Source organism: Chelativorans intermedius (assembly GCF_025398255.1).
Taxonomy (GTDB): Bacteria; Pseudomonadota; Alphaproteobacteria; order Rhizobiales; family Rhizobiaceae; genus Chelativorans; species Chelativorans intermedius.
Window position 1 is genome coordinate 19,385 of the sequence record NZ_JAODNW010000003.1, and the last position, 14,781, is coordinate 34,165.

Annotated in this window: 15 protein-coding genes; 8 read left to right on the top strand and 7 right to left on the bottom strand. The window is 67.1% G+C overall.

All coding sequences use genetic code 11. From position 1 onward, the window contains the following. Nucleotides 1–6 precede the first annotated feature (6 nt). From NYR58_RS04050 to NYR58_RS04060, 3 genes are all read left to right on the top strand, one after another. Complete coding sequence (locus NYR58_RS04050) at nt 7–195, top strand: hypothetical protein (protein WP_261519196.1); 189 nt, start codon at nt 7–9, stop codon at nt 193–195. After that, complete coding sequence (locus NYR58_RS04055; protein ID WP_261519197.1) at nt 192–1,118, top strand: MurR/RpiR family transcriptional regulator; 927 nt, start codon at nt 192–194, stop codon at nt 1,116–1,118. Before NYR58_RS04050 ends, NYR58_RS04055 begins: the two co-directional genes overlap by 4 nt. A gap of 152 nt (nt 1,119–1,270) precedes the next feature. Beyond that, nucleotides 1,271–2,590, top strand: coding sequence for an NAD(P)H-dependent oxidoreductase (locus NYR58_RS04060; protein WP_261519198.1), 1,320 nt, complete (start codon nt 1,271–1,273; stop codon nt 2,588–2,590). Nucleotides 2,591–2,594: 4 nt separating this feature from the next. Here NYR58_RS04060 and proC read toward each other — a convergent pair whose 3' ends face one another. Genes proC through NYR58_RS04075 form a run of 3 tightly spaced genes read right to left on the bottom strand, consistent with a single transcriptional unit; the run spans nt 2,595 to nt 5,735 of the window. Then, nucleotides 2,595–3,404: a pyrroline-5-carboxylate reductase gene (gene proC, locus NYR58_RS04065; RefSeq protein ID WP_261519199.1), complete on the bottom strand. Its 810-nt coding sequence runs from the start codon at nt 3,402–3,404 to the stop codon at nt 2,595–2,597. A 59-nt stretch (nt 3,405–3,463) separates the two neighbouring features. After that, on the bottom strand, nt 3,464–4,768 hold the full coding sequence (locus NYR58_RS04070; RefSeq protein WP_261519200.1) for an O-antigen ligase family protein: 1,305 nt from the start codon (nt 4,766–4,768) through the stop codon (nt 3,464–3,466). Next, entirely contained in the window at nt 4,737–5,735 is a 999-nt protein-coding gene (locus NYR58_RS04075; protein ID WP_261519201.1) for a glycosyltransferase family 2 protein, read from the bottom strand. The genes NYR58_RS04070 and NYR58_RS04075 overlap by 32 nt, the downstream gene beginning before the upstream one ends. Nucleotides 5,736–5,891: 156 nt before the next feature. On the opposite strand from NYR58_RS04075, the gene NYR58_RS04080 reads away from it, so the two are divergent. The 3 genes from NYR58_RS04080 to NYR58_RS04090 are packed head-to-tail and all read left to right on the top strand — an operon-like array spanning nt 5,892 to nt 8,706. Then, nucleotides 5,892–7,058 carry a glycosyltransferase gene (locus NYR58_RS04080; RefSeq protein ID WP_261519202.1) on the top strand — a complete coding sequence of 389 codons (1,167 nt, stop codon included), beginning with the start codon at nt 5,892–5,894 and terminating at the stop codon, nt 7,056–7,058. Beyond that, nucleotides 7,058–7,837, top strand: a complete 780-nt coding sequence (locus tag NYR58_RS04085; RefSeq protein ID WP_261519203.1) for a WecB/TagA/CpsF family glycosyltransferase — start codon at nt 7,058–7,060, stop codon at nt 7,835–7,837. Before NYR58_RS04080 ends, NYR58_RS04085 begins: the two co-directional genes overlap by 1 nt. Continuing rightward, nucleotides 7,834–8,706 carry a DUF6492 family protein gene (locus NYR58_RS04090; RefSeq protein ID WP_261519204.1) on the top strand — a complete coding sequence of 291 codons (873 nt, stop codon included), beginning with the start codon at nt 7,834–7,836 and terminating at the stop codon, nt 8,704–8,706. Before NYR58_RS04085 ends, NYR58_RS04090 begins: the two co-directional genes overlap by 4 nt. Here the strand turns inward: NYR58_RS04090 and NYR58_RS04095 are convergent, their stop codons facing one another. Further along, entirely contained in the window at nt 8,707–10,002 is a 1,296-nt protein-coding gene (locus NYR58_RS04095) for a lipopolysaccharide biosynthesis protein (protein ID WP_378074560.1), read from the bottom strand. It abuts the gene before it with no gap. 259 nt (nt 10,003–10,261) lie between these two features. Here NYR58_RS04095 and NYR58_RS04100 point away from each other — a divergent pair, with 259 nt between their 5' ends. Next, nucleotides 10,262–12,061, top strand: a complete 1,800-nt coding sequence (locus NYR58_RS04100) for a GumC family protein (protein WP_261519206.1) — start codon at nt 10,262–10,264, stop codon at nt 12,059–12,061. A 123-nt stretch (nt 12,062–12,184) separates the two neighbouring features. Then, on the top strand, nt 12,185–13,081 hold the full coding sequence (gene folD, locus NYR58_RS04105) for a bifunctional methylenetetrahydrofolate dehydrogenase/methenyltetrahydrofolate cyclohydrolase FolD (protein ID WP_261519207.1): 897 nt from the start codon (nt 12,185–12,187) through the stop codon (nt 13,079–13,081). Between the two features lie 162 nt (nt 13,082–13,243). On the opposite strand, the gene NYR58_RS04110 is transcribed toward folD, so the two are convergent. From NYR58_RS04110 to NYR58_RS04120, 3 genes are read right to left on the bottom strand one after another with little or no spacing between them, the layout of a single operon-like run. After that, nucleotides 13,244–13,750 (bottom strand): Hsp20/alpha crystallin family protein, encoded by a 507-nt coding sequence (locus NYR58_RS04110; protein WP_261519208.1) that lies wholly within the window; start codon nt 13,748–13,750, stop codon nt 13,244–13,246. A gap of 60 nt (nt 13,751–13,810) precedes the next feature. Beyond that, a complete protein-coding gene (locus NYR58_RS04115) occupies nt 13,811–14,209 on the bottom strand; it encodes an Hsp20/alpha crystallin family protein (RefSeq protein ID WP_261519209.1) in 399 nt (132 codons plus the stop codon). Nucleotides 14,210–14,239: 30 nt separating this feature from the next. After that, a complete protein-coding gene (locus NYR58_RS04120) occupies nt 14,240–14,680 on the bottom strand; it encodes an Hsp20/alpha crystallin family protein (RefSeq protein WP_261519210.1) in 441 nt (146 codons plus the stop codon). Nucleotides 14,681–14,781: the final 101 nt, after the last annotated feature.

Here is a 14,781-nt window from a genome sequence, read left to right on the forward strand (position 1 = left end):
AATTTCATGGCCGATGTTCGGATGATCGCCGGGTTGGAGGAACTCTCGGGCGGCGGCCTGCTGATCGGCGGCGGCGCTCGCGTCGTCTGCCGCGATCGGATCCTGCCCAGGCCGGGCAAGGAGATGCGCCTGTCTGTGCCAGTGGAAGCGGTGCATCTCTTCGACCCGCAGAGTGGCGACAGGCTGGGCCCATGAGTGTCGCTGGCGAAAGCAGCCAGGAGCGCGCGCAGCGCACCGTCGACATCATCGCGCGCCTCAAGGACAGGCTCGAGCGCGGGCGCGAGGCCGAACGGCGGCTGGTGGAAAGCATCCTGTCCGATCTGCAGTTTGCCGCGCATGCCTCGATTGCCCAGATCGCCGATCGGGCGGGCGTGAGCCAGCCGACCATCACGCGCCTGGCGCGTGCCATGGGCTTTCCCGGCACGCGGGAGATGCGCTTTCATCTGGCGCAGGCGCTGGCCATCGGAGGGGCCTATCTGCGCACGCCCGCGAACGTGCCGGGCGACGAGGGGCTTGCGCTGTCGGGCCGCGTCATTGCCAAGGTCGCCGGCGGGGCGCACGCCGCACTGGAGCTGATGACCGCCGCCCTTGCCGATGTCGATCTGGAGCGCATGGCCCGCCAGATCGCCCGCGCCAGCCAGATCCTGGTCTATGGCACCGGCGGCGGCTCGTCCATGGCGGCGGTGGAGCTGCAGAACCGTCTGTTCCGCCTCGGCCTGCACGTCACCGCCCACACCGACCCGCAGCTTCAGCGCATGAGCGCCTCGGTGCTGTCGCCCGGCACACTCGTCATCGGCTTCTCCATTTCCGGTCAGGCCGGCTCGGTGATCGATGCGGTGAGGATCGCGCGCCAATACGGCGCCCGTGCCCTGGTGGTCACCATGGCCGGCTCCCCCCTCGCCAACGCGGCCGAGTGGGTGTTGCCCTTCACCTTCAAGGAGGATGGAAACCTTCTGAAACCGTCGTCCAGCCGCTATGCCCTGCTCGCCGCCGTCGACATCCTCGCCATGGCGACCGCCGAGACCATCGGCCCGCGCGTTCTGGAATCCCTGCGCCGCGTGCGCCACAGCCTGGCCAGCCAGAACATTCGCGATCCCAATCTTCCCATCGGAGACTGAAGCCCAAGAGATGTGGGGCCGCCCCGGGACCGGCCCTTGCGCAGCCGACACGCCATCTGCCTTCAAGTTTTCTGCGAAATCGGCTTGCTGGTTGACAAAGCCCCCCCTGCAAGCCTCTATCTCCGCCCGTCGCTAGTACCGGAAAGCCGCTCATGACCAACGTCGCCCCCACTGGCCTTGCCCGCGATCTCGCCCGCCGCGCCGAGGAGGGACGGCCGGTGCGCATCGGCATCATCGGCTGTGGCGAAATGGGCACCGACATCGTCACCCAGGTCGCGCTCATGCGCGGCATCGAGGTCGCGGCCATTGCCGACCGGCGCTTCGTGAACGCGGAGGCGGCGATCCGAATTGCCGGAAGGGCGCCGGAGAGCGCAATGCGTGCCCATTCCAGCGGCGCCATGGCCGACGCCATCCGCTCGGGCCGCACGGCCATTGTGGGCGATGCCATGCAGCTCATGGCGTGCGAGGATATAGACGTCATCGTCGATGCGACGGGAAAGCCCGCTGCCGGCGCCGAGTTCGGCATGGCCGCCATCGAGGCCGGAAAGCATCTCGTCATGATGAATGTGGAGGCGGACGTCACCATCGGCGCCTATCTGCGCCGCGAGGCCGACAGGCGGGGCGTGGTCTACTCGCTGGGGGCGGGCGACGAGCCCTCCTCCTGCATGGAGCTGATCGAGTTCGTCACCGCCATGGGCCACGACGTGGTGGCGGCGGGCAAGGGAAAGAACAATCCCTTCAATCCCGAGGCGACGCCGGATGACTACCGGGAGGAGGCGGCCCGCCGCAACATGAACCCGCGCATGCTGGTGGAGTTCGTCGACGGGTCGAAGACCATGGTGGAGATGGCGGCCATTGCCAATGCGACAGGCCTCGTGCCCGACAAGCCGGGCATGCATGGTCCGGCCGCCACGCTGGAGGATCTGCCGCGCGTGCTCTGCCCCGTGGAAGATGGTGGCGTGCTGTCGAAGAAGGGCTGCGTCGACTTCACGATCGGCAAGGGGGTTGCGCCCGGCGTCTTCGTCGTTGCCGACATGGCCCATCCGCGGCTGCATGAGCGCATGGCCGATCTCAAGCTGGGCGAGGGGCCCTACTTCACCTTCTACCGGCCGCACCATCTCACCAGTCTGGAGGTGCCGCTCACCTGTGCGCGTGTGGTGCTGTATGGCAAGGCCGACATGGTGCCGCTGGACAGGCCCGTGGCCGAGGTGTGCGCGGTGGCCAAACGCGACCTCTCGCCGGGCGAGAAGCTCGACGCCATCGGCGAATACACCTATCGTTCGTGGATCATGACGGTGGAGGACGCACGCGCCGCCAATGCCATACCCTGCGGTTTGCTGGAGGGCGGCACGGTGACGGCTGCGGTGAAGAAGGGCGCGCTTCTCACCTACGACAATGCGGCGCCGGTGCCCGGCACCCGGCTGATGGAGCTGAGGCGCCTGCAGGACGAGATGGTGCTGGAAGGCCGATAGCCGATCACTTGCCCAGCTCGACGGATCGCCGCCTGGCCGCCTCCACCGCGTCGACCAGCAGCGTCTTCAGGCGCTCCTCGCCCATCAATATGTCGAGCGCGGCGGCCGTGGTGCCTCCGGGGCTCGTCACCTGCTCGCGCAGCCTGCCTGGCGCCTCGCCGCTTTCCCGGGCCAGGCATGCCGCGCCGTAGACGGTCTGCATGGCAAGCAGGCGCGCTGTCTCGCCGGGCAGGCCGGCCTTCTCGCCGGCCGCCGTCAAGCACTCGATGAAGTGGAACACGTAGGCCGGGCCGGAGCCGGAGACGGCTGTCACGGCGTCCATCAGCGTTTCGTCGTCGATGCTCGTCACAGCGCCGCTTGCGGTCAGAAGCGTTTCCACGAAGGTTTTCGTCTCGCCGCGCACATTGCGGTTGGCAAACAGCACCATCATGCCCTTGCCGATGGCTGCGGGTGTGTTGGGCATGCAGCGGATGATGGCGGCATCGGCGCCCAGAAGCTCCTCGAAGGTGGCGACGGCGGTTCCTGCCGCCACGCTGACATAGGCGGCGCTGCCCGCCATGCCGCGATAGGCCGGCACGACGTTGCGGATCACCTGCGGCTTTACCGCAAATATCACGAGATCCGCCGTGACCTCGCCAAGCTCGCCGGCCTCCCCCGCCACCTTCACGCCATGCGTGGCGGCGCGGGCGCGCAGCTCGGGGTTCGGCTCCACAACCGTCACGTCTGCCGGTGCCAGCCTGCCGGCTGCCAGCCAGCCCTTCAACATGGCATAACCCATGTTGCCGCAGCCGACGAGTATCACCTTTCTGCCCATGATTGCCTCCTTGGTGTCCGTTTCCAGCAATGGCGCCACCGGCGCGCGGATGCAACCGCTCAAACGTGTCCCGTCACGGGGAAGCGCGCCGTGAGCCGCAGCCCGAGCAGCGAGAAGACCAGGAAAAGCCAGACCGGATCGACGCGGCGGAAAAAGAAGCTTTCAAAGAGGGCGTTGATGAGCGCGAAGGCGGCGATCATCAGGAAGAAGTCGGCCAGCAGGACGTTTTCTCTGAGCGGCGGGGTGCGCAGAAAGTCGCGCAATGGCGCCACGACGAAAGCGACGATGGCGATGGCAAGCGCGGGCAGGCCCATGGCGATGGCAAGGTCGAGATAGCTGTTGTGGCCGTGCACGATGCCGCGGATGTCCCAATCGCGGTCGAAGGGCTGGTCGGCCAGAAGGACGGTATCGCTGTTCCAGAAACCTTCGAGGCCGTAGCCCGCCCAGGGCCGTTGCGCCAGCATCTCGCCCATGAAGGCCCACAGCGTTGTGCGTCCCGTATAGGTGACATCCGGCAGGAAGGCGTCGTGAAGGTCGCCCAGCGGCCCGATGAAAACGACGCCGAGCGTGACCAGTCCCATCAGGCAGAGCGTGAGCGCAACAAGAAGCGGAGCCAGAAAGCGCATGCCGCAAATTCCGGGCAACAGCACCATGATCGCCACCAGCGGCATCACGGACATCGTCGCCTTCGAGCCGGCATTGACCATAAACACAAGCGCCAGCACGAAGATAAGGCCGCCGCCGAAGCGCCAGCCGCGCCGCCACAGATAGATGCCGGCGAAGCAAAGCGTGGCCATGACGGGAGAGGCGATGTTCTTGTGCGCGAAGCTGCCGCGCCACAGCCCCGCGTGCTGTGCTTCCGGTCCTTCCGCCCCGTGGATGGCCACCTCGGGCAGGGCCAACACCCCATAGTAGCAAAGGCCGAGCACGATCACCGCCATGGTGGCAAGCATGGTGGAGAAGCCCGCCGCGTCGCGCGGCAGGGTGAGCGCCGCCGCCATGATGAAGAGGCCGGTCATGGTGTAGATCCCAGCGCGCAGCGCGTCCGGCGGGGAGGGAGCCTGAAGGACCGAAAGGCCCATGAGCGCGAGAAGCGCCAGCCACCAGGGGCTGAGCAATGTCGTTGCCACGCGCCTGTCCACCAGCGTGAAGAGGCCGAACAGGGCTACGGCTCCAAGGAACCCGAAACCGAGCTGATTGACGAGGTCGCCGCCTTCATCGGGCTGCGGCCCGGCGGGCTCGAACGGATGGAAGGAGACGATGGTCACCGTCGCGAGCACGGTGGCAAGCAGCGTGCACAGGCGCACCACCGGCCAGCCGGCCCGCGCGCCTTCAGTTCTTGTCGGGTTCGCGATACTGCTCATTGGCATAGCCGAATTCCGCGAGCACGCGGCCGAGCCCGACATAGACCGGATACATGGCGGCGGAGAGGGAGCCGGTGGCGGCAAGCCTGCGCAGCCCGCGCAGCGGGGAAAGCGCCAGAAGCGCAAGGCTTTTTGCGACAACGCGCGCCCCACCCAGCCTCTCGCCGGCGCGCTTCTTCCTCTCCACCAGCGTGGAGATGACGCCGTTGCGCAGGCTGCGCGCGCGGATCCAGTCAGGCTCCAGCCGTCTGGGCGGCACGGTTTCGCGCACCGGCGCCTCGGCGCACCACGCCAGGCGAAAGCCCCTTGCCGCCGCCCGGCTCAGAAAGTCGGAGTCGCCGCCACCCATGAAGTTGAAGGCGAGGTCCAGAAAGGGGCGTTCCATGGCTTCGAGCACGTGGCGGCCGAGGAGCAGATTGCCGGAGGAATAGAGCGCCGGCACAGGGCCGGTGCGCGCATAGGGCGGGCGGAAGACCGGGTGGTTCTTCAGGCTGTTTCTGCCGCCATCGGCGAAGACCGGCTCCTGCGGCCCGCCGACGATGTCCGCTTCGAGCCGCCGTGCCGCCAGGCACATGGTCTCCAGCCAGGAGGGCGGCGCCACCTCGTCGTCGTCGATCACGAGGAGGTGGCGAAAATCGGGAAAGGTGCGCAGCGCCGTCTCCCATCCCGCGTTGTAGGCGGCGCAATTGCCGCGCTGATGGGCGAGGATGACGAGGCCGCAAGGTGCCCCCGCCTCGATCAGCGGTGCCGCCGCCTTCGCGCCTGCGCACTCCCGCGTCTCATTTTCGATGACGATTGCGGCGAAGCGGCGGCGGGTCTCCTGCGCGGCAAGGGAGCGCAGGGTTTCCAGAAGCTGGCCGGGGCGCTTGAAGGTGGGCACCGTCACGACGCATTCGACGGTCTCGGCGTCAAGCCCTGGCGTGCGGGTGAACAGGTGAACCGCTTCGCTGTCGAGATGTCGTGCCAAGAAAATGCCCCGCCGGCTGTCCGCTCCCACCCCTTATGCCCACCGGCGATTAAGCCTCCGTTAAACACCTTGGCGCCGCCCGTGGCGCACGGGCCCTGGCTCTTAATCAATGTTTCATTGCCTTTCGGGTAAGCCTGCCGCAACAGGAAGGTACCCATGCACCTGGTCTTTGCGACCTCCATCGTTCCCTGCGGCGCGCCGCAGACGGGCTATGAGATCGCCAACGCGGCGATACTGGACGCCTTGGCGCGCGCCGGCGTGCGCGTCACGGTGCTGGGTTTTGCCTGGCCGGGCGCGGCGCCTGCAAATCCGGAAAACACCGTGGTTCTCGGTCATGTGGATGTCACCACGGATGGCGCCCCGGCGATGCGGAAGCTGCGCTGGCTGGCCAGGGCGCTGTTGGGCGGGTTCACCTTTTCCTCCGCCAAGCTGCGCGTGATCGGGCACGGAGAGCTGCAGACGGCCTTGGCCGCACTGGAGCCCGTGGACGGCGTGATCTTCAATTCCGTGCAGTTTGCAGGGGCCTTTGCGTGGGCCTTTTCCGGCCTTCCCTTCCTCTATATCGCGCACAATGTCGAGCACCGCTCGGCAGAGGAGAACGCGGCCGCCAGCCCGCCGCTTCTGCGTCTGCTCTACCGGCGCGAGGCGCGTCTTCTCAAGGCGCTGGAGGCGCGGCTTTGCGCCGATGCGCGCTTCGTCTTCACCCTGGCGGAGGAGGATCGGGCGCTGCTCGGCGTTGCCGACGATGCACGCTCGGCGACACTGCCGCTGGTCGTCGGCGTGGCGGCGGCGCCGGATCGCGAACGCAAGCCCGTGTTCGATGCCGCCCTCATCGGCACCTGGACCTGGGCGCCGAACCGCATCGGCCTCGAATGGTTTCTCGACAAGGTGGTGCCGCGCCTGCCTGCCGGGTTCAGCATTGCCGTTGCCGGGCGCGTGCCCGCCGGGCTGGCGGAAGCCCATCCGCGCGTGCGCTTCGTGGGCCGGGTGCCGGAGGCGGCCGCCTTCATCCGCCAGGCGCGGGTGGTGCCGCTCGTCAGCCGCGCCGGCACGGGCGTACAGCTCAAGACGATCGAGACCTTCGAGCTCGGTCTGCCTTCGGTCGCCACCAGCCATTCGCTGCGCGGCATTGCCAGCATCCCGGAGAACTGCCGGCGTGCCGACGCGCCTGAAGCCTTTGCCGAAGCGCTTCAGGACATGGCGGCGGGCGGTGTGCCGGACCTTGACGGGCGCACCTTCCACCGCGCCCAGCGCGATGCGCTGGACCGTCAATTGCGGCGCGGCCTTGCCGTTTTCGGCAACGCGTGCGCGGAGGCTGCCTGATGGATGCGCAGGCCACCATGGCCGGCTTCGCGCCGACGGGACGGCGCATTCTGGGCACGCGCGTCGCCGCGCTCGGCTGGGAGGAGGCCATCGCGCTTCTGCGCCGGCTGATTGCCGAGAAGCGGTTCACGCCGATTGCCTTCCTCAACGCAAACAACGCGAACATTGCGGCGCGCGAACCCGCTTTTGCCGCCGCCCTTGAAGATTTCCTCGTCCTGCCGGACGGTATCGGCGTCGACATCGCGGCCAAGCTGCTCTACGGTGCCTCCTTCCCCGCCAACCTCAACGGCACAGACCTCGTGCCCGCCCTCTTCATGGCGGAGAAGAGACCGCTGCGGATCGGCCTGATCGGCACCAGGCGCGAGAATGCCGAGGCAGCCACGGCGCGGCTTGCCGCACTTGCTCCGCAGCACACCTTCATCTTCATCCATGACGGTTTCTTCACGCAGGAGGAGGAGCCGGCGATCCTTCAGGAGATCGAGAGCCAGGCGCTCGATGTGCTGCTGGTTGCCATGGGGGTGCCGCGCCAAGAGCTGTGGATTGCCCGCAACATCACCAGCCGCCACTGCGTCATGCCGATCGCGGTGGGCGCGCTGCTCGATTTCCTCAGCGGCGCCGTGCCGCGCGCGCCGCGCTGGATGCGCCGCCTGCGGATGGAGTGGGTGTTCCGCCTTGCGCTCGAGCCGCAGCGGCTTTGGCGGCGATATGTGCTGGGCAATCCGATTTTCCTGACCCGGGTGATGATGCAGCGGCTGAAGGAAGGGAGCGGTCGCGAATGAGCGGGCCGAGCGCTGCCCTCGTCACGCCGAGCTATGCCGGCGATTTCGAGCGTTGCCGCCTACTTTGCGAGACGGTCGATCGTTTCGTCTCCGGTGCACGCAGACACTATCTGCTGGTGGCCGGCCACGACGTCGCCCGCTTTCGGGCGCTGGAGGGCGGGCGGCGCGAGGTGATCGACGAGCGCGATCTTCTGCCCGGCTGGCTTCGCAGCCTGCCGGATCCGTCGAGCCTCTTTCGCCGGCGCATCTGGCTCAGCACGCGCACACCGCCGCTGCGCGGCTGGCACGTGCAGCAGCTTCGCCGCATCGCCATTGCACGCAAGGCGCCGGAAGATACGTTCGTCTATTGCGATTCCGACGTGGTTTTCCTGAAGCCCTTCGACCTGTCGGCCTTCTGGCGCGGCGACTGCCTGCGGCTGTATCGCCGCGACGGCGCGCTGCCGGCGGGCGAGGGGAGCGAGCACCGGCAGTGGGCGTTGAATGCAGCCCGCGCCTTGGGTCTGCCGGCAGATGTGGGCCCGGCCCACGACTACATCTCCACCGTCATCGCCTGGCGCCGCGATGCCGTTCTTTCCATGATCGACCATATCGAGCGGCTTCATGGCCGCCACTGGGTGGAGGTGCTTGCGGCCCCGCGCCGCTTTTCCGAATGCATCCTCTATGGCCGCTATGTGGACGAGGTGACGGGGGGGCGCGGGCATTTCCACGACGATGAACAGCTCTGCCGGGTCTACTGGTCGGGGCCGCGCATGGGAAAGGAGGAGCTTCGTGCCTTTGCCGCCTCCATGACACCCGGGCAGGTGGCCATCGGCGTTCAGTCCTTCACCGGTACCGATCTTGCGGCCCTGCGCAGCCTCGTGCGCGGATAGCTACACCCTCTTGGGCGGCATGGCGAGCGCCGTGTAAGTGAGCGCGAGCGATGCCAGGTAGAGTGCCGCAAAGACCCCGTTGAGCGCGATCATGACGTCGCCGGGCGCGGTGTAGGCGCCCAGGACATGGGCCAGCAGCACCGCCTTGGCTCCAGCCAGCAGCACCAGATTGACGGCGCGCACCGCCGTCTGCCCGCGGGCAAACAACAGCTCCGCCTGATATTCAACCAGATTGCGCAGCCCCGGAACGAGCAGGGCCAGGATCACCAGCGGGGCGGCTTCCGCGACATTGGAGCCCAGGATTGTCGGGAAGATGCGGAGAATGACGGCAAGTGCCAGAAGCGCCAGTGTCGAGACGGCGAAGATGGCCACCTCGATGCCGAGGCGGCGGCTCCATCGGGAGAGCAGATCCGGCGCCTGCATCATCTTCTGCACCAGTAGCATGGAGAAGGTTCGCACGGGAATGGCCGTGAGATCGACCAGCCGCATGACAATGGCGTAGAGACCGGCAAGGTGAGGGCCGCCGAGTGCCAGGACCAGAAGCTTGTCGAGCTCCATCTGCAGGTAGAAAAGCACCTCGGCACCCGCGACATAAACGGCATCGGCAAGCCGCTTCGCATACAGCGCCGGCGTGAATCTCAACCGCCGGTGGGGATAGAAGAAGGCGATGGCAAGCATCAGCGACAGGGCATTGGCGGCCAGATAGAACAGCGTCCAGCTCAGGAGGCCAGGCGGGGCGAACAATGCGAAGGCGACCGCCGCGAGCGCCCGGACCGCCGTGCCGAGGATGACGAGCAGCGCGCCGCGGCCGAAGCGGCCGAGCCCGTTGTTGACGACGATGACGGCCTCTGCCGGCCGCCATAAAAGCGCCTCCGCCGCCACCACAAGCAGGAAAGGGGCAAGCGGCATGTCGCTGCTGAAGAACAGCAGATAGATGCCGAAACTGGCTGCGCCCAGCACCGGCAGGGAGAGAGCGCTCATCACGAGAAAGCCCGCCGTATAGGCGCCGAGCAGGCGCGGCTTTACCGTCGCGATGCGATAGAGGGGGGCGAGGAAGCCGAAGGCAAGCAGTCGCGAAAGCATGACGCCCGCCGCCGAGGCGGTGGCAAACAGGCCGAACTCGGCGATGGAAAGCGCGTTGGCCAGAACGACGAAATAGGCGAGCGAGAAGACGAGCCGACCTGCCGAGCCGCTGATCGCCGCAAGATAGTCGCGCAGAACGCGCTGCCTGCCTTCGATGTAGGCACGAATGGAAATGGCCGTATCCCCGTCTACCGCTCCTTGCATCGGGCTCATACCACCGAAAGCTTAATCCGCCGTTCCTGCCTGGTGTTAACCTTTCCTTTTCCCTGTCTGTTTAGGCTGGCTTAAAGATGAGCGCGGGCCCTGGCGCCCGCGTCGCAAGCATAAGCGCGGCCAGCTATTGATGTTCAGTCCCGACGGGTTCTTGAAAAACCGGCATGTCCCGTCCGCCTCTTCCAACGGGGGGAGGGCACGGGCCAGCAATGCGCTGCTCTCCGACTGGCAGGCAAGGTCCCGGGCCGCGCCGGAAAGCGTGGGGGACGAGCCGCCGGGCTTCTGGCGGCGGGCGAAGGAGCGCCTGTTTGCGCGCGGACCCCGAAAGGAGACGGAGCGGCAGGCTCCCGCAGAGGCACCCCCGCCTGCCGCGCCCATGCGGGCCGGCGCGCGTGTCGCGCTGCCGCCCGGCGGGCCCGTCTGGCAACCCCTGATCGACCCGATGGCGATCCTTTCGGGCATCCTGCGGGCGAAACGCCTCATCGTGCTCACCACCGTGGCCGGGGCGATACTCGGCGTGCTTGTCGCGCTTGCGACCCCCAAGCAGTACTACGCCGCCACGGACCTGCTGTTCGACCCGCGCGACCTGCAGCTCATCGAGCGTGATCTGACGCGCGGCACCCTTCCCTCCGATGCAACCCTGGCGCTGATCGAGAACCAGGTTGCCATCATCAGGTCGCGCAATGTCCTCGACAAGGTCGTGGAACGGCTGAATCTGACGGAAGACCCGGAGTTCAATGGCGAAGGCGGCACGCTTTTGGGAACGTTGACCAATTGGCGCGCGCTCCTTCCCTTTGGCGGCGGCGAGGAGGGGCCGGCAAGCCGGCAGGCGCTGACGGTTCAGAACCTGGCCGAAAGCCTCCACGTGGAACGCCTGAGCCGCACCTTCGTCATCTCCATCGGCATCACCACGCAGGACCCCGGGAAATCGGCGCGCATCGCCAACACGACGGCGCAGGTGTTCCTGGACACCACGGCGGCGATGGCGGCCGGCCGCGCCGGCAAGGCCAACAGCGAGATCACGGCGCAGCTCGATACGCTGCGCGCCGAGGTGGAAAGGGCCGAGCAGGCGGTGGCCGATTTCAAGGCCCGCAACGATATCATCGACGCGCAGGGACGGCTGATCTCCGAAGACGAGATCGTGCGGCTCAACGACCAGCTTTCCACCGCGCGCGCCCGAACGGCAGAGCTCAGCGCCCGCGTTGCCTCGGCGCGCGCGCTGGATGTCAACCGGGTGCTGGGCGGTGCCCTGCCCGAGCAGGTCGACTCGCCGGTGATGACCGAGCTGCTTGCCCAGTATGCGCGCCTGAAGCAGCAGGCCGATCGCGCGGCGGCGCAACTTGGCCCCCGCCACCCGGACAATCAGGCCGTGCAGGCCGAGCTTGCGGGCCTGCGCGCGGCAATCGGCGAAGAGCTGCGACGCGTCGTCGCCTCTCTTCAGGTGGAACTGGAGCGGGCGGTCGAGCTGGAACAGGATCTGGCCGGCCGGCTGGCGCGGCTCAAGGTGCAGAAGGGCGAGCTGGAGAACGAGCGCGTCAGGCTGCGCGAGCTGCAGCGCGAGGCAGAGGCTCACCGCGCCGTCTACGAAGCCTTCCTCCTGCGGGCGCGCGAGACGGGCGAGCAGCGCGATCTCAACAGCACCAACATCAGCATCATCTCCACCGCCTATCCGCCGCTTCAGCCGACGGGCCTCAGCCGAGCCGCCATCGCAATCGCGGGCACGCTCCTGGGTTTTCTCGCCGGCGTCTTTCTGGGCGGCGGAACGGCCGCGTTGGGCAGCCTGCGCGAGAACCTTTCCGACAGGCGCGAAGCCGCGCAAGGGCGTGCGGCGCCGGTGGATGAGAACGGTCCCCAGCCGCCCGACAGCCCCAGCACCGGCATGGCGGCGCCTGCCGCACCGGCTGAGGCCGTGGTGCTGCACGGAGCGCGTGTTTCGCCACCCCCCGCGGATCGGTGGCAGTCGCGGGAGGAGGCCATCGAGCAGATCCGCCACCGCCTGCGGATCGTCCGCGAGGAGGTGGACATGCTGACCAGGGAGCGCGCGCGCCGCGCCGGATAGATCCTTCCCTTTTCACTCTCGTCTTCCACTTGCGTCAAATGGCGGCGCAACTGCGCGGTTGCGCCGCGCGCGCGTGCGGCATATGGCAGGGGCGGAAGAACCACCACGGGGAGAAGGCGTTTCATGGCGGAGATCATCGACGGCAAGGCGGTGGCAGCCGAGGTTGTGGAGGAGGTGACGCGGCATGCGCGGGAGCTGATCGCCGCAGGCACGACCCCCGGTCTTGCCGTCATCATCGTCGGCGAGGATCCGGCAAGCCAGGTCTATGTCGCCTCGAAGTCGAAGAAGGCGAAGGAGTGCGGTTTCCATTCCGTCCAGCACACGCTGCCGGCCGAGACCTCCGAGGAGGAGCTGGTAGCGCTCGTCGAAACGCTCAACCGCGACCCCGCCATCCACGGCATTCTCGTTCAGCTTCCGCTGCCCGGACATATCGATTCCGGCCGCATCATCCAGACCATCGCGCCGGAAAAGGATGTCGACGGCTTCCACTTCATCAATGTCGGCAAGCTGGGTACCGGCGAGGTGGAAACGGCCTTCGTTCCCTGCACCCCGGCGGGTTCCATGCTCCTTCTGGAGCGCGTGCGCGGAAAGGATCTTTCCGGTCTCAACGCCGTTGTCATCGGACGATCCAACATCGTCGGCAAGCCGATGGCCAATCTGCTGCTGGCGGCCAATGCCACCGTGACGATCGCCCACAGCCGCACGAAGGACCTGCCGGCGCTGGCGCGCACGGCCGACATTCTGGTGGCGGCGGTCGGCCGGCCCGAGATGGTGCGCGGGGACTGGATCAAGAAGGGCGCCACCGTCATCGACGTGGGCATCAACCGCATTGCGGCTCCCGAAAGGGGCGAGGGCAAGACGCGGCTCGTCGGCGATGTCGCCTTCGAGGAGGCCAGGGCGGTGGCCGGCGCCATCACGCCGGTGCCGGGCGGCGTGGGGCCCATGACCATCGCCATGCTGATGGCCAACACGCTGGTTTCGGCCTGCCGTGCCGCCGGGCGCACGCCGCCCGCCCTTTGAGTTTCACCCATGGCCGGGCTTCCGCTCTACCGCACGACGATGAAAAGCTCGGCACCGTCACGATAGAGATTGAGCGCGATCGCCGGCCCCGCGCTGGGCTTGCCGGTGGTGGTGTAGATGGAAAAACGCGGAGCCGGCAGCGCCGCTGCCGGCTCCGTCGCCTCACACCGTCTTGACCTCGATCCGGCGCACCTTCTGTTGCGCTTCCGGTGTCTTGGGCAGTGTGATCGTCAGAACACCGCTCTTGAATCGCGCATCGGCCTTTTCCGGGTCGACACCCGCCGGCAGGGGAATGCTGCGATAGAAGGAGCCATAGCTGCGCTCGGAGAGGTAGTAGCCCTTCTTCTTCTCCTCGCGCTCGTTCTTCTTCTCGCCGCGGATGGTGAGGACATCATCGGTCAGGCTTACCTCGATGTCCTTCTCGTCCATGCCCGGCAGTTCGACCGACACTTCCACCTCCTTCTCGGTCTCGGATATGTCGGTGCGCGGGTTGGCGGCTGTCAGAAAGCCGTTGGCGCCGGCATAGGAGCGCTCGAATCGGTTCCAGAAGTCCTCGAAAACGCGGTTGATGTCCCGCTGAAGGCTCAGGAGCGGATTGTCGGCCTCCGCCTGCCGCTGCGAAAGCGAACTCCGCTCCCGGCCCCAGGGGATGAGATCCCTGATCTGCATTGCAAGCCTCCTTTCCTTCCGTCTCTTCGTCTCTTGAACACGCTGCGGTGCCGGGCCGGCTCACGCCGCCTTGACACCGATCTTGTGGGTCTTCGCGGTCTCGGCCTTCGGCATTTTCAAGGTGAGGACGCCGTTCTTGTGGGTGGCTTCGATGTGCTCGCGGTCGATTTCCTCCGACAGCGTAAAGGAGCGCTCGAAGTCGCCTTGACCGTATTCGGCATAGACCTTTCGGTATCCCTCGTGGCTCTCCTCCGGCACGCGGCCGCGTATGGTCAGGACGCGCCGTTCCAGCGTCACGTCCACATCCTGCGGGGCAACGCCGGGCATGTCGGCGACGAGCACCACGTGGTCGGCGGTCTCAAAGATGTCGATGTCCGGCCGGTAGATCGCTGCAGGACGGGTCGTCTCGCCCGTCTGTGCAAGCTGCCGCCTGGCGGCGGTCGTCATTTCCTGAGCCATGACTGCACCTCCTTCCTTCCGGTGATCGGCTTACTGGCTGCTGATCGCGATTCTGCGCGGGCGGTCGGCCTCGGGGCGTTGCATCTCCACCTCCAGCACGCCGTTGCGGAATCTCGCCTGCACATGATCCGGATCGACGCGATAGGGCAGCGAGATCGTGCGGGAGAATGTGCCGTAGGCCCGTTCGCGCCGGTGCCAGCTTGCCTGCTCCGCCTCGGCCGCCGGTTTGCGCTCACCGCGGATGGTCAGCGTGTCCTCGCGGATTGTCAGATCCACGTCCTCGGGCGTCAGACCCGGCAGCTCCGCCGTGACGACCACGCTGTTGTCACCGATCCAGAGGTTGACCGGCGGCGAGAGCCGGCTGGCCGAAACTTCGGCCACGTCGTCGAACAGCCGGTTCATGTCTTCCCGTAACCGTCGCATCTCGGCGAAGGGGTCCCAGCCGAGACGGTCGAACTGTGTCATCAGCATTGCCTCTACCTCCTTCCTTCCTCGCCTTTGCGCAGGCGCATGAAGCTGCCTTCGCGCATGCACATGCATGCACGGCGCGCAAGCGTTGCGATCTGCGGGAC